The 18,399-nt window shown below is 62.9% G+C and carries 20 protein-coding genes; 9 read left to right on the top strand and 11 right to left on the bottom strand.

The genetic code is table 11. From position 1 onward, the window contains the following. Window positions 1–28: 28 nt before the first annotated feature. Complete coding sequence (locus tag NKI69_RS22000; protein WP_023813616.1) at window positions 29–1,408, bottom strand: aspartate aminotransferase family protein; 1,380 nt, start codon at window positions 1,406–1,408, stop codon at window positions 29–31. 156 nt (window positions 1,409–1,564) lie between these two features. On the opposite strand from NKI69_RS22000, the gene NKI69_RS21995 reads away from it, so the two are divergent. Continuing rightward, entirely contained in the window at window positions 1,565–2,017 is a 453-nt protein-coding gene (locus tag NKI69_RS21995) for a hypothetical protein (protein ID WP_023813615.1), read from the top strand. Between the two features lie 6 nt (window positions 2,018–2,023). On the opposite strand, the gene NKI69_RS21990 is transcribed toward NKI69_RS21995, so the two are convergent. The 4 genes from NKI69_RS21990 to NKI69_RS21975 form a co-directional block, all read right to left on the bottom strand. Next, the gene (locus NKI69_RS21990) at window positions 2,024–2,998 is read right to left on the bottom strand and encodes a WD40 repeat domain-containing protein (protein ID WP_023813614.1); all 975 of its coding nucleotides are present in this window, start codon (window positions 2,996–2,998) and stop codon (window positions 2,024–2,026) included. Between the two features lie 107 nt (window positions 2,999–3,105). Next, window positions 3,106–3,633: a GNAT family N-acetyltransferase gene (locus tag NKI69_RS21985; protein ID WP_352442658.1), complete on the bottom strand. Its 528-nt coding sequence runs from the start codon at window positions 3,631–3,633 to the stop codon at window positions 3,106–3,108. Further along, window positions 3,630–3,908, bottom strand: a complete 279-nt coding sequence (locus NKI69_RS21980) for a type II toxin-antitoxin system TacA family antitoxin (RefSeq protein WP_023813613.1) — start codon at window positions 3,906–3,908, stop codon at window positions 3,630–3,632. The genes NKI69_RS21985 and NKI69_RS21980 overlap by 4 nt, the downstream gene beginning before the upstream one ends. Window positions 3,909–3,996: 88 nt before the next feature. Beyond that, entirely contained in the window at window positions 3,997–5,049 is a 1,053-nt protein-coding gene (locus tag NKI69_RS21975; RefSeq protein ID WP_023813612.1) for a CobW family GTP-binding protein, read from the bottom strand. A gap of 200 nt (window positions 5,050–5,249) precedes the next feature. Between NKI69_RS21975 and NKI69_RS21970 the strand changes: the two genes are divergently transcribed. Together NKI69_RS21970 and NKI69_RS21965 are read left to right on the top strand one after the other, a co-directional pair. After that, window positions 5,250–5,981 carry an intradiol ring-cleavage dioxygenase gene (locus tag NKI69_RS21970; protein ID WP_023813611.1) on the top strand — a complete coding sequence of 244 codons (732 nt, stop codon included), beginning with the start codon at window positions 5,250–5,252 and terminating at the stop codon, window positions 5,979–5,981. Between the two features lie 215 nt (window positions 5,982–6,196). Then, window positions 6,197–6,667, top strand: a complete 471-nt coding sequence (locus tag NKI69_RS21965; protein ID WP_013528223.1) for a MarR family winged helix-turn-helix transcriptional regulator — start codon at window positions 6,197–6,199, stop codon at window positions 6,665–6,667. A gap of 24 nt (window positions 6,668–6,691) precedes the next feature. Here NKI69_RS21965 and NKI69_RS21960 read toward each other — a convergent pair whose 3' ends face one another. After that, window positions 6,692–7,561 carry an AraC family transcriptional regulator gene (locus tag NKI69_RS21960; RefSeq protein ID WP_023813610.1) on the bottom strand — a complete coding sequence of 290 codons (870 nt, stop codon included), beginning with the start codon at window positions 7,559–7,561 and terminating at the stop codon, window positions 6,692–6,694. 48 nt (window positions 7,562–7,609) lie between these two features. Here NKI69_RS21960 and NKI69_RS21955 point away from each other — a divergent pair, with 48 nt between their 5' ends. From NKI69_RS21955 to NKI69_RS21935, 5 genes are all read left to right on the top strand, one after another. Continuing rightward, the gene (locus NKI69_RS21955) at window positions 7,610–8,017 is read left to right on the top strand and encodes a DUF2000 family protein (RefSeq protein WP_023813609.1); all 408 of its coding nucleotides are present in this window, start codon (window positions 7,610–7,612) and stop codon (window positions 8,015–8,017) included. A gap of 192 nt (window positions 8,018–8,209) precedes the next feature. Further along, window positions 8,210–9,094, top strand: coding sequence for a DMT family transporter (locus tag NKI69_RS21950; RefSeq protein WP_032909476.1), 885 nt, complete (start codon window positions 8,210–8,212; stop codon window positions 9,092–9,094). A 77-nt stretch (window positions 9,095–9,171) separates the two neighbouring features. Further along, entirely contained in the window at window positions 9,172–10,194 is a 1,023-nt protein-coding gene (locus tag NKI69_RS21945; protein ID WP_128302785.1) for a LacI family DNA-binding transcriptional regulator, read from the top strand. After that, window positions 10,191–11,174: a 2-hydroxyacid dehydrogenase gene (locus NKI69_RS21940; protein ID WP_023813607.1), complete on the top strand. Its 984-nt coding sequence runs from the start codon at window positions 10,191–10,193 to the stop codon at window positions 11,172–11,174. The genes NKI69_RS21945 and NKI69_RS21940 overlap by 4 nt, the downstream gene beginning before the upstream one ends. A 77-nt stretch (window positions 11,175–11,251) precedes the next feature. After that, entirely contained in the window at window positions 11,252–11,656 is a 405-nt protein-coding gene (locus NKI69_RS21935; RefSeq protein WP_032909483.1) for a hypothetical protein, read from the top strand. Here the strand turns inward: NKI69_RS21935 and NKI69_RS21930 are convergent, their stop codons facing one another. Beyond that, window positions 11,657–12,430: a gamma-glutamyl-gamma-aminobutyrate hydrolase family protein gene (locus tag NKI69_RS21930; RefSeq protein ID WP_023813605.1), complete on the bottom strand. Its 774-nt coding sequence runs from the start codon at window positions 12,428–12,430 to the stop codon at window positions 11,657–11,659. It lies immediately after the preceding gene. A 263-nt stretch (window positions 12,431–12,693) separates the two neighbouring features. Here NKI69_RS21930 and NKI69_RS21925 point away from each other — a divergent pair, with 263 nt between their 5' ends. After that, window positions 12,694–13,803, top strand: a complete 1,110-nt coding sequence (locus tag NKI69_RS21925) for a TRAP transporter substrate-binding protein (protein ID WP_127408373.1) — start codon at window positions 12,694–12,696, stop codon at window positions 13,801–13,803. A gap of 83 nt (window positions 13,804–13,886) precedes the next feature. On the opposite strand, the gene NKI69_RS21920 is transcribed toward NKI69_RS21925, so the two are convergent. From NKI69_RS21920 to NKI69_RS21905, 4 genes are all read right to left on the bottom strand, one after another. Beyond that, a complete protein-coding gene (locus NKI69_RS21920; protein ID WP_352551316.1) occupies window positions 13,887–14,915 on the bottom strand; it encodes a zinc-dependent alcohol dehydrogenase family protein in 1,029 nt (342 codons plus the stop codon). Between the two features lie 18 nt (window positions 14,916–14,933). After that, window positions 14,934–16,715, bottom strand: coding sequence for a TRAP transporter large permease (locus tag NKI69_RS21915; protein ID WP_352722550.1), 1,782 nt, complete (start codon window positions 16,713–16,715; stop codon window positions 14,934–14,936). After that, complete coding sequence (locus tag NKI69_RS21910; protein ID WP_127412900.1) at window positions 16,715–17,299, bottom strand: TRAP transporter small permease subunit; 585 nt, start codon at window positions 17,297–17,299, stop codon at window positions 16,715–16,717. The genes NKI69_RS21915 and NKI69_RS21910 overlap by 1 nt, the downstream gene beginning before the upstream one ends. A gap of 190 nt (window positions 17,300–17,489) precedes the next feature. Further along, window positions 17,490–18,395 carry a branched-chain amino acid ABC transporter permease gene (locus NKI69_RS21905; protein ID WP_352722529.1) on the bottom strand — a complete coding sequence of 302 codons (906 nt, stop codon included), beginning with the start codon at window positions 18,393–18,395 and terminating at the stop codon, window positions 17,490–17,492. Window positions 18,396–18,399 lie beyond the last annotated feature (4 nt).

Raw genomic sequence — 18,399 nt, 5'->3', positions numbered from 1 at the left:
GCATTGGGGTGGACCATCGCCGCTTGTCTCATGCCGCAAGCTTTGCCGCAACCGCGCCGAAGGCGGTGATCAGCCGGTTGACCTGGGTCCCAGTGGTCGCCGGCGAGATCAGCATCATGTTGTGGAAAGGTGCGATCAGCACGCCGCGATTGACCAGCGCGACATGGATGGCAGCCTCCAGTTCCGGTGCATGCGCCACTTCCGCCTCGGCGCCATTGCGCAGCGGACCGGGCGCACAGATGAACTCGACACGAGCGCCGACGCGCGAAACATGCCAGGGCAGGCGATAGCGATCGATCACGCCGGTTAGCCCGGCATCGAGCCGCCGCGCCAGATGATCCATCCGGTCATAATTCTCCGGCGTCATCACCTCTTCAAGCGTGGCGCGCATCGCTGCGAACTGTAGCGGGTTGGCCGAGAGCGTCGTTCCCATACCGGAATAGCCCGGCTCCTTGGTCCTGTTGTAATCTGCGTAGCGCGAGGCGACGTCGTCACTCATGCCCCATACACTTGCCGGCACACCGCCGGCAATCGGCTTGCCCAGGACGAAGAGGTCCGGGTCGAGGCCATACTTCCTCGTATAGCCGCCGGGGCCGGTCGAGATCGTGTGCGTCTCGTCGATCAGAAGCAGCGTGCCGGCTTGGCGTGTCAGTTTGCGCAGGGCGTCATGGTAACCCGGATCGGCCAGCACCATGCAGGAATTGGTCAGTACCGGCTCGGCGATGACGCAGGCGACGTCCTTATCCCCAAGCGCGGCTTCGAGTGCTGAAATATCGTTGAACTCGATGACCTTGGCCGTGCGGGTCAGGTCGCGGAACTCGCCCGCCAATCCCGGCCGGTTGACGGGCTTGCCGTCGATCAGCCGCACCATCGTCTCGTCGACCGAGCCATGATAGCAGCCGTTGAAGACCAGGATTTTTTCGCGGCCGGTGACGGCACGGGCAACACGCAGCGCAAAGCGGTTGGCGTCGGTCGCCGTCGTCGCGATCTGCCAGAACGGCAGGCCGAAGCGCTGCTGCAGCAGCGGCCCTATGGCCAGCGCATCTTCCGAAGGCAGCATATAGGTCAGGCCGCGTCCGGCCTGGCGGCGGATGGCGCGTGCCACCGGTGGCGGCGAATGGCCGAACATCGAGCCGGTGTCTCCAAGGCAGAAATCGTCGAGCTTGTTTCCGTCGATGTCGGTGATCGTCGCGCCCCTGGCGTTGTCAACCAGGATCGGGAACGGCGTCGGCCAATCGTTCATCCAGTGCATCGGGACTCCGCCGAAGAAGCCGGGCAGGCCGTTGCCGATCTTGGCTTGCGATTTTGGCCGCGCCTTGCGGAAGGCTGCCCCCTCGGTTTCGCGCAAATCGGCAATGCGGTCGCGGCCGATGCCGCCGATGGACGTCTTGGACATATCGCTGTGCATGAAAACCCCTCTGGTCGATCCCTCTTAGCCAATCCGTGTCCGCATCCGCAATTGGCCGCGCATCTGTCCTGCGTTGGCTCAGCCTTTGGCAGCGGCGCTTGACCGTGCTGCCGAAGTCAGCGCCAATATGAGCGGGATTTGAGGTGGAGGGGCAAAATGAGAACGATCATGTGTGTGGCAATGCTTCTGTCGTCGGCTGGCGCTGCCTTTGCGTCGGGCGGCATCTGGTGCTCCACCGAGGACACGGCGGCGACATTCGAGGTCGAGGCAGGCGTCACCAGAGGCATGGGCGGGCCGACCTTCAACTTTCGCGGCAACCTCGAAATTCTGAGCCGGCCTGCCGGCGACAGCCTGCGCAAGACCGTGTTCGAGGATTCCAACCTGACGCAGTACTGGCTCGACGGCAAGGAATTGCGGCTGAACATCTATCGTGAGCACGAGGCCGCGCAAAAGATCAACTCGATCGAACTGACGATCCTGACCAAGACCAGCGACGAAGGCGTCTATGACGGGAGCTATACGCTCTCCATCTACGACGCCGCGGCGGATACGGACCAGGACGGCAAACCGGTTGAAATCAGCGGCAAAGTGTCGTGTGGAGCGGAGTGAGCGGGGTCAGGCCGTGATGTCGATGACGCCGCAATCGCCGGCGGCACTGCCGAAGGCGACACGGCGTTCTTCCTTGTCCCACATCATCGAGGTGATGGAGCCCTTGCCCGGCCGTCGCAACAGCACTTCCTTGGCGTCGGCAAAACGCACCGCCATCACCATGCCGTCATCATAGCCTATGGCGACGACATCCTGGCTCGGATGGCAGGCGACAGCCGTCACCATGGCGTTGCCTCGCGTGCCGAGTTCCAGCGGCGCCTTGCCCATCGGCCCATCCTTGCCCGAAAACGGCCAGACGATCGCCGCCGGCGCGCCGGAACTCGCCAGCCACTTGCCCTTCACGCTCCACGACAGGCTTTTCACCTTGCCGGGATAGCCGGTCATGCGCATGTGCTTGCCGTCGGCGAGCTTCCAGCCGTGCAGCGCGTTTTCCTGCATGGTGGTGACGAGGAAGGCGCCATCCGGCGAGAAGGTGACGCCGGTGTGGGCACCGGCCCATTCGAGTTCCACCGGCTTGCCCTCGGCGGCGGGGAAATGCAGCGTCGCGCCATTGTAGCGGGCAACGCCGAAGCGCATGCCCTTGGGCGAGAAGGCCAGGCCCTCGACCGAACGCGGATGGGTGAATTCCCTGGTCTTGCCGTCGGCGAAGCGCACGAAGGCGGTCTTGCCTGAGGCATAGGCGATGGCGCCTTGCGGCCCGGCGGCAACGCTGGTGATCCACTTCCTGGCGGCGCTTGCCAATTCCGTGGCCTCGCCGCCCGCTTTCACGGCAAACACCTTGCCGTCCTCGCCGCCGGTGATCAGCCGGTCGTTGGCCGCATCATGGAAGGCGGCCAGCAGCCCGTCATTGGCCTGAACTGTCTTGTGGCCATGGTCGAGCCGATGGACGACGCCGTCGGCCATCGCGAAATGCGGCACGTCACCGAGAAAGACGGCGGCGATGCAATGGCCTTCGAGATCAAGCGGGGCGACTGTGGGCATGACTATTCTTATTCACCTGGACGAGATTGTAGAGACAGCCCGGGCGGCTTACTCGACGTTTGCGGTTCCGGCAACCATGAGGTTAGGCAAGTCGCGAGAGGCGGTTGTCAAAGCAGCCCTCTCTCCCGCAGATCGGTTGCGAACGTCGCCAGGGGCATCACCAGGGTCAAATCCGATCCTTGGAGGGGCTCGGCGCCATAACTGGCATACCACCTTGCCGCCCGCTCGCTCTTGGCATCGATGATGAGTAGGATGCCGCCGCCCTCGCCGGCAAGCCGTAGGCAGCGCAACGCCGCGGCAGCAAGCAACTGACCGCCGAGCCCTTGCCCTGCGACGGTGCGGTCGGTCGCGAGCCGTGCAAGCTTGAAACCGGAAACCTCGTGTCGCGCCAAGCCTCTCGTCATGGCTTCGGGCACGGTTTCATGGGCGACTGCAGACGGTGCGATCGTATAGAACCCAAGGATACGCTCCGAAGCCGCGTCATCAATCGCACAGAAGGTCTTGGCTGCATTCTGATCGTGGCTCTGTCGCGCGAACCGCCGCAGAAAATCGTTCATTTGCGCGTCGCCGCAATCGAAGGAAGCCCGATCGTGACGTCTCGCAATCGGTTCTTCATGCCAGGACGGAAGCGTCACAGAGTGTCCGGCAAGGCGGCGATCGCGGCCTTGAGCTTGGCGTTGGGTCTTGGCGGGTGTTCCAGTAGATCGAGGATGCGTGAGAAATCGCGACCCGACACCTTCGTCACCTCCGCTGCCTCTATTACGGCCTGCGCCTCGGGCACGACCTTGTCGAGGATAAAGTCGGCCATGTCCTTGTGCGACAGCGCTGCGGCGCGGGAGATCATCGCCTTCTGCTCAGGCGGAATGCGGATTTGGTAGCGCTCGGTCTTGTTGTCGGCTGATCTAGGCATAGGTCACTCCTCGCCGCTAATATCATGTACACATGATATGTGTACATGAAGAGATATTCAACCCGCAACGAGCAGCGCTACGAAGGACCTAGGCCTGGCAGGCGTCAAAGCTCTTCTTCAGCCGCTCGGCGTCGAGTTCACGGCCGATGAACACTAGCCGGCTCTCATGCTTCTCGCCGTCCTTCCAGGCGCGCTGGTGATCGCCCTCGATGATCATGTGCACGCCCTGGATGACATAGCGTTCGTCGTCGCCCTTGAGCGCGATGATGCCTTTCAGCCGCAGGATGTTGGGGCCTTCCATCTGGGTGATCTTCTCGATCCAGGGGAAGAATTTCTTCGGGTCCATCTCGCCGCCGCGCAGCGACACCGACTGCACCGTCACGTCATGGATATCTGAAGCATGAGCGTGATGGTGGTGCCCGTCATGATCGTGGTGGTGGTGATCGTGACCGTCATGATCGTGGTCATGATGATCGTGATCGTCATGCGCCTCGAGGAAATGCGGGTCGTTTTCCAGCGCCCTGGACAGGTCGAAGGCGCCGCGGTCTAGCACCTCGGTCAGCGCGACGCCGGCTCGCGTCGTGCGATGGATCTTCGCCGCCGGATTGATGGCGCGGATCGTTGCCTCGACCTTGGCGAGTTCTTCTGATGTGACGAGGTCGGTCTTGTTGAGCACGACGACGTCGGCGAAGGCGATCTGGTCCTCGGCTTCCCTGGAATCCTTGAGCCGTAACGGCAGATGCTTGGCGTCGACCAGCGCCACCACCGCGTCAAGCCTGGTCTTGGAGCGCACGTCGTCGTCCATGAAGAAGGTCTGCGCCACCGGCACCGGATCGGCGAGCCCGGTGGTCTCGACCACGATGGCGTCGAAGCGGCCTGGCCGGCGCATCAGGCCCTCGACGACACGGATCAGGTCGCCGCGCACCGTGCAGCAGATGCAGCCATTGTTCATCTCGTAGATTTCCTCATCGGATTCCACGATCAGATCATTGTCGATGCCGATTTCGCCGAATTCGTTGACGATAACGGCGTAGCGCTTGCCGTGGTTTTCCGACAGGATGCGGTTGAGCAGCGTCGTCTTGCCGGCGCCGAGATAGCCGGTGAGAACGGTTACGGGGATCTGCGTCTGTGCGTCGCTCATGGCTTGCCTCGAAAGTGCTGGCCTCGAAAATTCGGCCTGAGAAAAAGGGAATGTCGGCTCCATATAGGGTGTGTGCCGGGCTTTTGCACGGGGCAAACCTATGGGCCAAACCGGCTTGCCGACATTGCTGAATTTTCATTGGCGAGAGCCGCTGTGACCGCCTAGATCAGGATACGAGAGGCCAATTCGAGAGGCAAGATATGTCCGGCAAGCCATCCTCCTTCTCAATGAGCCGGCGCCAGGCGCTCGGTTTGATCGCGGTCACCGCCGGCGGTGGTGCCTTCCTGCCCGCCGCCGCGATAGCAGACCAGACTTTACCCTATGCCGGACTGGCCTTGTTCGAAAACGGCGCCGGTGTCTGCACCATTACGCCTGAAGTGACCGAGGGGCCGTTCTATTTCGACCCGAAACTCGAACGTGCGGACGTCACCGAAGGCAAGAAGGGCATAGCCCTTGGCGTTCGGCTGCAGGTTGTCGACGCGGACTGCCGCCCACTTGCCGGCGCCCGCGTCGACATCTGGCATTGCGACGCGCAAGGCGCCTATTCCGGCTATCCCAGACAGGGTGACGACCGCGACGTCGACACGTCGGGCCGGACCTTCCTGCGTGGTTGGCAGAAGACCGATGCAAGCGGCATCGTTTCCTTCGCCACCATCTATCCCGGCTGGTATCGCGGCCGCACCACCCATATCCATTTCAAGATCTTCCCTAACGACAGTTCGGTGATGACCGGACAGTTGTTCTTCCCCGACAGCCTCAGCGAGCAGATATTCACCACAGTCGCGCCCTACAATGACCGACCCGGCAAGCGCGACACCTCGAATGCCGCGGACGGCATCGCCAGGCGGGCCGGACCGCAATCGCAGGCTGCGCTGCGCGAACTGGAGGATGCCTATCAGGCGCTGATGATCGTAGCGGTGAAGCCCGGCTGAGCGGCGGTCACTCCACCACCCTGCTCGCGACGAAAACTCCGGCTGGGAATTCGTTTGTCATCTAACTGAAATAAACATCTGGCATTAGCCACGGCGGACACCACAATGCTTGCCGGCAAAGCTGTTTGAAGCACCGGAATCTTTTTGATCGTCGATTGCCAACCGGCCGGCTGCCTCTATGCTGCCCGCACCGGTACGGCCGAAGAGGGATGACCATGGCCAAGGCGGACAAGACTGCAACAATGAGCCGGCTGCATTCGGCGGCAAGGCTGGCAAGAACGGCGCTGGCTGCCCGGCTTCTGGCGCACGGCTTCTATGCCGGCCAGGACCAGATCATGCTGGCGCTCGACCGTGAAGACGGTCAGACGCCGGGCAATCTTGCCGGACGCCTCGGCGTGCGCCCGCCGACGATCACCAAGACCATCAACCGGCTGCAGGCCCAGGGTTTCCTGGAGAAGCGCGCCTCGGAGGCTGATGCCCGCCAGGCCCATATCTTCCTCACCGATACAGGCCGCGACATCATCCACGCCATCGAGAAATCGGTGAAGAAGACCGAAAAGCAGGCGCTGAAGGGCCTCGACAAGAAGGACCAGAAGTCGCTGTTCAAACTGCTTGCCCGCATCGAGGCCAACCTCTCGAACGAGGAACTGGTGCTCATCGACGACGACGCCGAGTCGGACGACTGACCGGCAGATTGTCGCGGCAGGCGATCAAGCCGCCGCGGCAGAGCCCTGGATCAGCGACGACCAGCGTCCCGGTGTCATGCCGAATGCCTTCTTGAATTGCCTGATAAAATGGCTCTGGTCGCTGAAGCCGGCTTCGACTGCGATCTGTGCCAACGGTTCGCCGGCGGCGATCATCCGCCGCGCGCGCTGAAGCCGGCGCATCACCAGGAAGCGATGCGGACTGGTCGAGAAAGCGGCGCGGAAGTGCCGCGACAAGGCATAGCGGTCGAGCCCGGTTACCGCTTCCAGTTCACCGGAGCGCACCGGCCGGGTCAGGTTTTCCGTAAGATAGTCGCGTGCTAGCGCAGCCGCCCGCCACGCCGTCCTGGTCATCGGCTTCGCCGACTGGCCGCCATGCCGGATCAGGCTTTGCATCAGTTGCGTCAGGAAGTCGTCGACGAACAACTCGTCGAGTTCCTGCTCCAGCGGACCCAGCGCCGAAAGCAGCGTTGCGCAAAAGGCGGCGTCCGTCACCACGCCATCCCTGACAAAAGGCAGCGAAGCGCCGCCAAGGCAGCCGAGCATCAGCGACGGCTCCAGATAGAGCATTCGGTAGCGCAGGCCGTCCTCGGTGCCGGCGCCGCCGTCATGCAACTCGTCGGGATGCAGAACGATGATCTGTCCCGGAAGGCTGTGGCGCGCAGCGCCGAGATAGCGAAACGTCTGCACACCGTGCAGCGTCACCCCGATCGCATAGGTGTCGTGGCGATGCAGGTCGAACGCGCTGCCACGGAAGCGCGCCTCGATCCGCTCCATGCCTGCGGGATCGGGGGCGGAGATGATACGGTTTTCCGCCGCATCGACGCACAAACGTCCAAGACCCTTGAAAGCCTGGCTGTCTAGATCGTGCGACATCGTCTCCTTCAGCCTCGCATTGGGGCACAACCGAATGGCCAATGTCTCATGTTCGATACGAAATTTGCAATCGTGCTCGGGGAAGATCTGCCGGTCTGGCAGAAACTCAACGTCACCGCTTTCCTGACCAGCGGCATCGTCGCGCAGTTTCCCGATATCATCGGTGAACCCTATCGCGACCGCGCCGGCAATCTCTACAACCCGCTGTCGATCCAGCCGGTCATCGTTTTGTCCGCCGACCAGGCAACGTTGGGCGCCATCCACCGGCGCACACTAGAGCGCGGCGTGACCACCTCGCTCTATGTCGAGGAGATGTTTTCGACCGGCTTTGACGCGGCTAACCGTGCCGTCTTCGCCGAATTCGCGCCTGAAGACGCCAAGGTGGTCGGGATCGCGCTTCGCGCCGACAAGAAGCTGGTCGATAAAATCACCAAGGGCGCCCGCATGCACGCCTAGCCAAGGCACTACGCCTGCCGGCGGCTCTTGTTGTGCCAGCAGGCTTTCACCTCGGGGCTGGCGACAATTGCCTTGCCGGGAGCCGGCAATTCCCGCAAAGGTGGGCTTCAGCCCAGCTTCCCACCCGGCCTGCAAGTGAGTGCTCCCCAAAGACATGTAGAAAGCGCGACGCCCCCGGTGGCGATCCTGTGCATGCTTTCCACCTATGTCTGCTTCACCTTCCTCGACACATCAAGCAAATACCTCGTCCTTGCCGGCGTTTCCGTGCTGGTCGTTGCCTGGGTGCGCTTTGCCGTGCATGTGGTGCTGGTCGGCGCGCTGCTGCGCGGCTGGCGCGAACCGGTGCGGTTTCGTCCGGTCAACCTGCCGGCGCATATCTTGCGTGGCGCGTTCCTGTTCGGATCGACCATATTCAATGTCCTGGCGCTCAAATCCCTGCAACTGGCCGAGACAACCTCGATCTATTTCTTCGGGCCGATGGTGATCACGGCGCTGGCCGGTCCGCTGCTTGGCGAGTGGGCCGGCTGGCGGCGCTGGCTGGCGATCCTGGCGGCCTTTGCCGGCGTCCTCATCATCACCCGGCCGGGCGTCGGCGTTTTCGGCATCGGACATCTCTTCGCGCTCGGCTCGATGCTGTCGAACTGCTTCTACGTCATCATGACGCGCCGCATGTCGGCGACCGAGACATCGGAGAGCCTCATCCTGTTTTCGGCGCTGGCGCCGGCGCTGCTGCTGTTGCCCCTGCTGCCGTTTTCGTTTTCCCTGCCGCATGATGGCTGGCACTGGTTCGTGCTGCTGATGCTCGGCGTGTTCGGCGGCGTCGGTCACTGGCTGCTGGTCCAGGCCTACCGGCTGGCGACAACCACGGCTTTGGCGCCCTATCCCTATTCGCAGATGGTGTGGATGATCATTTCCGGCTGGATCGTCTTCAAGCAGTTTCCCGACCGCTGGACATTGGTCGGCGCCGCCATCATCGTCGCCAGCGGTCTCTACATCGTCCATCGCGAGCATAGGCTTCGGCTGCGGAGCCGCGCGGCCTCGGATGTCGAGGCCGAAGCGTTGGCAAAAAAACTTTGATTTGCCCCCGATCGGTGGCATAACGCCGCCTTTAAACAGTTTAGGTCTGGAAGTTCAGGTCCGGGGAGCACACGTCGCTGGCACAAAAAATCAAGCTTTCGACGATCGCGGATGCGCTCGGCGTGTCCACGGCCACGGTCTCGCTGGCGCTGCGCGACAGCCCTCTGGTTGCCGGGACCACCCGTGACCGCATCAAGGAACATGCCCGCGCCATCGGCTATATCTACAACCGACGCGCCGCCAGCCTGCGCACCTCGCGTTCCGGCATTGTCGGCGTCGTCGTCCACGACATCATGAACCCATTCTTCGCCGAGATCCTGCGCTCGATCGAAAGCGAGCTCGACCGCAGCCGGCAGACCTTCATCCTGTCCAATCATTATGATCAGCTCGAAAAGCAGCGCACCTTTATCGATACGCTTTTGCAGCTCGGCGCCGACGGCGTCATCATGTCGCCGGCGATAGGCACGCCGGCTTCCGACATCCTGATGGCCGAGGAGAACGGCCTCCCCGCTGTGCTGATCGCGCGCACCGTCGAGGGTGCCGACGTGCCGGTGTTTCGCGGCGACGACTCTTATGGGACAGGCCTCGCCACCAACCATCTGATCTCGCTCGGCCACAAGCGCATCGCCATGATCGGCGGCACCGACCAGACCTCGACCGGCCGTGACCGCTACCAGGGCTATGTCAACGCGATGGAGGCGGCCGGGCTGGAAGTCAGGCCGTCATGGCGCATCGCCGGCCCACGCACCAAGCAGGCCGGCTTCGAGGCCGCCGGACAGTTCCTGGCGCTGAAGGACAGACCGACGGCTGCCTGCTGCTGGAACGACCTTGTCGCCATCGGCCTGATGAACGGCATTGCCCGTGCCGGCCTTGTGCCCGGCGTAGACATCTCCGTTACCGGCTATGATGACCTTGAGGAAGCGGCGATCGCGACGCCGGCGCTGACCACTGTCTGGAACGGCCAGCGCGAGGTTGGCCGCCGCGCCGCCAGCGCGCTGCTCGACAAGCTCAACGGCCAGACGGTGCGGCCCTCGCAGGAATTGATCAAGCCGGAACTGCATGTGCGTCAGTCGACCGGCAAGCCGGTGGAGCGTGTATGACCAAGGCCGAACAGCTGCAATCCGTCGCCATCCTGGTGCCGGGCGATTTCAACGACCATGCGGTCGACCGCATCAACCGCACGTTCAGGCGTGTCAGAATCGAACGCGCCGATCCGGCGCTCGTCACTGACGAGATGCGCAGTGATGTGCGCGGCATCGCTTCGTTTGCCGGCATCGACGCGGCGATGATGGATGCATTGCCCAACCTCGAACTCATCGCCTCCTTCGGCGTCGGCTATGATTCGGTCGATGTCGTCCATGCCCGAGCGAAGAACATCATGGTCACCAACACGCCCGACGTGTTGACCGAGGAGGTCGCCGACACCACGATCGGGCTGCTGATCAACACCATCCGCGACTTGCCGCGCGCCGAAACCTGGTTGCGTGACGGCAGCTGGGTGCGCAAGGGCAACTATCCGCTGAGCCGGCTGACCTTGCGCGGGCGCAGTGTGGGTATTTTCGGCATGGGCCGCATCGGGCAGGCCATCGCCCGGCGTCTGGAAGCTTTTGGCTTGCCGGTCGCCTACCACAACCGGCGCCGTGTCGAAGGTCTTTCCTACCAGTATCATGCGACCCTGAAAGGGCTTGCAGAAGCCGTCGATACGCTGATTTCGGTGGCGCCGGGGGGAGCCTCGACGGAGAAGGCGGTCAATGCCGAGATCCTGTCGGCGCTTGGCGCCAACGGCGTCTTCGTCAACATCGGCCGTGGCAGCACTGTCGACGAAGCAGCGCTTGCGGCAGCCCTTGTCACCGGCACCATCGCCGCCGCCGGCCTCGACGTCTTTGCCGACGAACCGAACGTGCCCAAGGCGCTGCTCGATGCGCCCAACACCTCGCTACTGCCGCATGTCGGCTCGGCCTCGGACCATACCCGCCGCGCCATGGCGGATCTCTGCGTCGACAATCTGGTCTCCTGGTTCACCGAGCGCCGTCCGCTGACCCCGGTGCCCGAGACGGCGGAAGTCAAGGCGCGAGCTTGAGGCTGCCTCACTTATTAACGTCAGCTTAACCCTTTGGAATCATTCTTCAACCTATCCGTGTACGTGGATGAAGAATGATGAAAGCACTTTCCGCATTGATCGCTGCCGCAGCGCTGTTTGGTGGCATTCAGCTGTTTCATGGCGGCAGCGTGGAAAGCGTGGCCAACGAGGCCGCCCTGTCCAACAGCTACAGGCTGGTCGCCAATGGCGATGAGGCGGTCTGTGCAGTCAGCCGCGGGGCTGAAATTTCGGACGGTTTGTCGCTGCTCACCGTTGCTCCGAAATGCCGCCGGCTCTTGCCGGGCATAGAGCAGGCGAAGTTCTGGCGCGAGCAAAACGACGGCACGGTCGCCTTCAGCGCCAACGGCGTCGATCCGATCGTCACCTTCGCGACTGCCGACGGCGACGGCTACGAATCCTATGCCCCGGCGCTGCCGCTGCTGTCGCTGGCGGCCATAGGCGATAAGAAATCTGGCGACTGATTATTCCGCTGCGGCCCGTGCGCCAGCCTTCGCTGCGGCGTGCAGCCGAACCGCATCGCCGAAGGCACGGAATATCTTCACCGAATTGCTGTCCGACTTGACCCAGTATTCCGGATGCCATTGCACGCCGACGGCGAAGGCGCGGGCGTCGCGCACCGAAACCGCCTCGACTGTGCCGTCGCTGGCGACGGCCTCTATCTGCAGCTTCGAGCCGAGCCGGTCGATCGCCTGGCGGTGCAACGAATTGACCTTGATGTCGCCGGCACCGAACACACCGGCCAGGCAACTGTCGGGTTTGATAGAAATGGTCTGGTGGATGGCGAAGCGTTCGTCCTGCTTGTCGCTCACCGGTGCGCGGTGGTCGAGCGAACCCTCGCGCTCCTGGATCTCGGTGCCGAGCGTGCCGCCCAGCGCCACGTTCAATTCCTGGATGCCGCGGCAGATGGCGAGCAGCGGCACGCCGCGTTCGATCGCCCGCCGGATGAGCGGCAGCGTCGTGGCGTCGCGCGCCGGATCATAGGGGCCATTGGCTTCGCTGGCGTCGCCGCCATAAAGCGAGGGGTGCACATTGGATTTCGAGCCGGTGACCATGACGCCGTCGACCGACGACAGAAGTTCGTCGAAATCGAGCCGGTCGCCGAACGATGGCACCAGCACCGGAAACACGCCGGCGCCGGTGATCGCCGCTTCCAGATATTGTTGTGGGGCTGCATGCCAGGTGTAGTTGTCGAACTGACGGACGTCGGTCGATATGGCGACGAGCGGCTGGTGCATTTTGGCTCTATGTTCCATCTGGGCAAGGATGTCCTGCCTGCAAAATAGGCCATCGCCGGGCATTTTTCCATGCCAAGTTTCAACGTGTCGCATGGGCCACGAAATGGCCTGTTAGACTATAGTTGCAGGGTAGCTGGGCTTCGCCGTCAAATCGGGTCGGCCTGCTGGACTCGACTTCTTGCCCGTGTATTGTCTCGAACGAACCGACAGGGAAACCGAGGATTTCCTGACGTCGGCCTGTTGATCCAAAAGGGAGGAAGTTCATGGATCGTCGTTCATTCATTCGCAAGGCCGGTGTCACCGGCGTCGGTGCCGCGGCGGCGGCGGCCACGCTGGCGGCGCCTGCCATCGCCCAGTCCAATCCCAAGGTGACATGGCGGCTGGCGTCGTCCTTCCCGAAGTCGCTCGATACCATCTATGGCGGCGCCGAGGTGTTCTCGAAGATGCTGTCGGAAGCCACCGACGGCAATTTCCAGATCCAGGTTTTTGCTGCCGGTGAGCTGGTGCCTGGCCTGCAGGCCGCCGACGCCACCACGGCCGGCACGGTCGAGGCCTGCCATACGGTGGCATATTATTACTGGGGCAAGGACCCGACATGGGCGCTCGGTGCGGCGGTTCCCTTTTCGCTCAACGCACGCGGCATGAATGCCTGGCATTACCATGGCGGCGGCATCGACCTGTTCAACGAGTTTCTCGCCACGCAGGGCCTTTTCGGCCTGCCGGGCGGCAACACCGGCGTCCAGATGGGTGGCTGGTTCCGCAAGGAAATCAACACGGTGGCCGACCTTTCCGGCCTCAAGATGCGAATCGGCGGTTTTGCCGGCAAGGTGGTGCAGAAGCTTGGCGTCGTGCCGCAGCAGATCGCCGGCGGTGATATCTATCCCGCGCTGGAGAAAGGCACCATCGACGCGGCCGAATGGGTTGGTCCCTATGACGACGAGAAGCTCGGCTTCTATAAGGTCGCGCCCTATTATTACTATCCCGGCTGGTGGGAGGGCGGTCCGACCGTCCACCTGATGTTCAACAAGGCGAAGTACGAAGAACTTTCGCCGACGTACAAGTCGCTGCTGCGCACTGCCGCACAGGCGGCCGACGCCAACATGCTGCAGAAATACGATTATCTGAACCCTGCGGCGGTGAAGCGGCTGGTGGCTGGCGGCGCGAAACTGCGCCCGTTCAGCCAGGAGATCATGGCCGCCTGCTTCGAAAAGGCCAACGAGGTCTATACCGAAATGGAAGCCTCCAACGCGCCGTTCAAGAAGATCTGGGAATCGATCAAGGGCTTCCGCAAGGAGCATTATCTCTGGGCGCAGGTGGCCGAATACAATTACGACACCTTCATGATGGTCCAGCAGCGCAACGGCAAGCTGTAGTCGGCCGGACTTCTGCTCAAAAGCTCTCTGGGCGGAACACTCAGGGAGCTTTTCTGTATATCCCGGGAGGCGAAGCCGGCGGTTCAGCCTAGGCGCGGCACCACCAGAACCTTGACCTCGCCGGGCGCCGGCGGATTGGCGATCACCGCTGGCGCTTCTTCAAGCGACACCTGCCTGGAGATCAGCCTGTCGATCTCGATCGCACCGGAAGCGATCATTTCGGCGGCGCGGCGGTGGGTGTAGGGATTGAGGAAGGAACCGAGCACCCTCAGTTCGCGGAACAACAGGTCGAACGGCTCGAATTCCGCCTTCATGCCTTGTGGCGTCACGCCGACGATGACGACGGTGCCGCCGGCGCGGGCCAGCCGCATGGACTGCTCGACGGTCTCGCGCACGCCCGCGCATTCGAAGACGACGTCGACACCGCCTGGCACCAGCCCCGCCGGTCCGGCGATGGCATCGATGACATCGGCGGCGGTTGGATCGATCGTCACCGTCGCGCCGAGGTCCTCGGCGAGCGCGCGCCGCGAAGCTTGCCTGGTCGACAGAATGATGGTCGTGGCTCCCGCCAATCTTGCCAGCTGCACGGTGAGCAGGCCGATCACGCCGCCGCCAAGCACGACCACCGAACTGCCCGGTTTGATCCCGGCAAGGTCGACGCCATGCAGGCAACAGCCGAGCGGCTCGCAGAAGGCACCGTGCATGGGGTTCAGGCCGGCAGGCAGGACGAAAGCCTGCTTCTGCGGCAAGGCAAGGTATTCGGCAAAGCCGCCGTCGCGATGAATGCCGATGGCGCGCAGATTGCTGCAGAGATTGACTTGTCCCGCGTGACAACGCGCGCAGCGCCCGCAGGCGATGTTGGGGTCGCCGGTGACACGATCGCCGATGGCAAAACCCGAGACCGATTTTCCGATCGCCTCGACGATGCCGGAGAACTCATGGCCGGGCGTCACCGGCGGCGTGCACGGAAATTCGCCGTGAAACAGATGCCGATCCGTTCCGCAGACGCCGCAGGCTTCGATGCGCACCAGTAGCTCATCCGCACCGATGTCAGGCATGTCGACGTCGCGCAGCGTGATGCCGCCCACTGCTTCCAGCCGCACCGCTTTCATGGTTTTGACCATGCCGGTTCAGTTGAAGCTTGGCGGTTGCGACAGGTCAGGCTGTGGCGCTGCCGGCTTTGCCGGTGTCGGATCGCCGAAAGTGGGGGGTTGCGAAAGGTCAGGAGCTGCCGGCGCCGTGCCGCCACCAGCGGGCGCCGCTCCATCCGTCGGCGGCGTGCCGAGCGGCGACAGGCCGGGCACCTCCGGTACCTTGTAGTCGATGGTGCCCGGATCGACGGTCGTTCCCTTGTAGTGCATCACCATTTGCGGGAAGGCGATGGTCAACCCGATCATGATCACCTGGATGCAGACAAAGGGCACCGCGCCCCAATAGATCTGTCCGGTGGTCACCGGCGCGATTTGTTTGCCGGTGAGACGATCGAGATAAGGCACGCGCGCGGCCACCGAACGCAGGTAGAACAGCGCGAAGCCGAAGGGTGGGTGCATGAAGCTGGTCTGCATGTTGACGCCCAGGAGCACGCCGAACCAGATCAGGTCGATGCCGAGCTTGTCGGCGGCGGGCGCCAGCAGCGGTACGATGATGAACGCCAATTCGAAGAAGTCGAGGAAGAAGGCGAGGAAGAAGACGAGCATGTTGACGCCGATCAGGAAGCCGACCTCGCCGCCCGGCAGCGACGTCAAAAGGTGCTCGACCCAGATGTGGCCGTTGACGCCGTAGAAGGTCAGTGAGAACACCCGTGCGCCGATCAGGATGAACAGCACGAAGGACGACAGCCTTGTCGTCGAGGCCAGCGCCTGCTTGACGACGTCAAGCGACAAGCGCCCCTTTGCCGCCGCCATGAACAAGGCGCCGACGGAGCCCATGGCGCCGCCTTCGGTCGGCGTGGCGATGCCCAGGAAGATTGTGCCCAGCACCAGGAAGATCAGCGCCAGTGGCGGGATCAGCACGATGATCACCTGCTGCGCGAGCCTGGACATCATGTTGAAGTTAAGACGTTTGTCGGCAATGGCCACGATGTAGATGAACAGCACTCCGGCAGTCGCGCCGAGAATGTCGGCATTGTCGCCATGCGCCGGCGCCAGATAACGATACGCCGCGTAGGAAACCGCTGATGTGACCAGCAAAGCCACCAGCAGCGACATCACGCCATGGCCGAGTGTACGAGCCTCGAGCGGCAGCGCCGGCATCGAGTTCGGCCGGATGATCGACATGATCAGGATGTAGGACATATAGAGGCCGGTGAGCACGAGGCCTGGGATCAGCGCGCCCGCGTACATATCGCCGACCGAGCGGCCGAGCTGGTCGGCAAGCACGATCAGCACCAGCGACGGCGGGATGATCTGGGCAAGCGTGCCGGAGGCGGCGATGACACCGGATGCGAGCCGGCGGTCATAGCCATAGCGCAGCATGATCGGCAGCGAGATCAAGCCCATGGCGATGACGGAAGCCGCCACCACGCCGGTGGTCGCCGCCAGAAGCGCGCCGACGAAGATCACCGCATAGGCGAGGCCGCCACGGATGGGCCCGAACAGCTGGCCGATCGTGTCGAGCAGGTCTTCGGCCATACCCGACCGCTCGAGCACGATGCCCATGAAGGTAAAGAACGGGATGGCCAGCAGCGTGTCGTTCGACATCACCCGGCTGCCGTAGAAATTATCCGGCAATGCGTGCAGGAGCGGCCAGGCGAGGTTGATCGATCCTCCGGAATAGGGGGATAGCAGCACGCCGATGAAGAAGAACATCAAGCCGTTGGCGGCCAGCGAAAAGGCGACGGGGTAGCCGATCAGCAGGAAGATGATCAGCGAGGCGAACATGATCGGCGCCATGTTCTGCGCGATGAACTCCATCACGAGCGCACCTCGTCGGCCAGCGCCTTGGCTTCGAGTTCGGCCTGCTCATGCACCGATATGAAGGGATTGGGGTCGTCCATGTCTCCGCGCATGATGGCGATCTTCTTGATGATTTCGGAGATGCCCTGCAGCGCGAGCAGGAAAAAACCGATGAGCAGGATGGCCTTGGCCGGCCAGATGATCAGCCCGCCGGAATTGTTGGACATCTCGCCGCTGCGAAACGACAGCGACACATAGGGCACGAAATAGATCACCATCAGCGTCACGAACGGCATCAGGAAGAAGAGATGCCCGAGCAGGTCGATCCAGTGCTGTACGCGGCGTGAAAACAGGCCGTAGACGATGTCGATGCGGATATGTTCGTTCTGCTTCAGCGTATAGGCGGCGGCTAACATGAAGGCGGCGCCGAACAGGTACCATTGCAGCTCGAGCCAGGCGTTCGAGGATATGTCGAACACCTTGCGGATAATGGCGTTGGCGGCGCTCACCAGGATCGCCAGCAGGATCAGCCACGATATCCATTTGCCGATGAATTCGTTGGCGCGATCAATAGTCCTGGATAGAGCAAGAAGCCCTGCCATGCATTTCCTCCCTTGTACCGGAGGCGTGCCGGCTCCCCCCTTTTTTGTCCGTCACGCCGCGTGGTCCAACGGTATGCCGCGCGTGGACTGACGGGTCAACAAGCATAGAGGCAGCAAATATCATCGCATGGCAGACAGTGCCCGATACCGGCGATCTGCCCTCGCGTCATGCAACCAAAGTCTGACCTTTTCAGGCGATTTTGCCGGTGTCGCGGCCGGCGCCGATCAGGATCAGCGTCGTGACCAGGAACAGATACATCCACGCGTCGCGCCACTCGACCGGGAAATAGCCGGCCCACAGCGATTCGGCCATACCGAAGGCGGCCGCGCCGAGTGCTGCGCGCGGTGGCGAGAGATAGCCGCCGACCGCCGTCACGAACAGGATCTTCAACCCGTAGACGAGGCCCGAGCCGAAGCTGACATTGCCGTAATAGAGCCCGGCCATGACACCGGCCAGCGCGGCGCAGAAGCCGCCGAACAGCACCGCGTGCCGAAACACCGCGCGCACGTCGACGCCGCACATCGCGGCTGCCTTGGGGTCGTCGGAGACGGCGCGCCAGCGCCGTCCGAAGCTCGACCGGGCAAAAGCCCGGCTGGCCAGCGCGATTGCCGCCACCACCACGGCGCAGTCGATGAGCTGGATGAGCGTCAGCGTCGCCTTGAAGGTCGCGCCCTGCGCGAAAACGATGGGCTGCGCCAGCATCGGCGGGAGCCACAGATCATGCGTGTCGGCGGCGATGCGGCTCGCTTCGGACAGCAGCAGCAGGATGCCGAGTGTCGTCACCACGATTGCATTGGGCGTGCGGTTGGCCAAAGGTTCGAAGACACTGCGCGACAGCACGTGGCTGATCAGCGCGGCATAGAGGAACGCAGCGACGACGCCGAGCGCCACCGACGCCAGCAGCGTCAGCCACAAAACCTGATAGCCGAAGGCCGCGGTCAGGATCATCGTCTGGCCGCAAAAGGCGAACAACGCGCCATAGGCGAGATTGGTGCGGTGCAGGATGCCGTTGGTCAGCACATAGCCAAAGGCGAGCAGCGCATAGAGCGCGCCCGAGTGCAGCCCGTTCAACACCTGCTGGAAGAAATAGAGCATGCAA

This window comes from Mesorhizobium sp. M0491, assembly GCF_040321265.1.
Classification (GTDB): Bacteria; Pseudomonadota; Alphaproteobacteria; order Rhizobiales; family Rhizobiaceae; genus Mesorhizobium.
The sequence above is the reverse complement of the archived record's forward strand: the minus strand, read 5'-3'. Positions and strand labels throughout refer to the sequence as shown.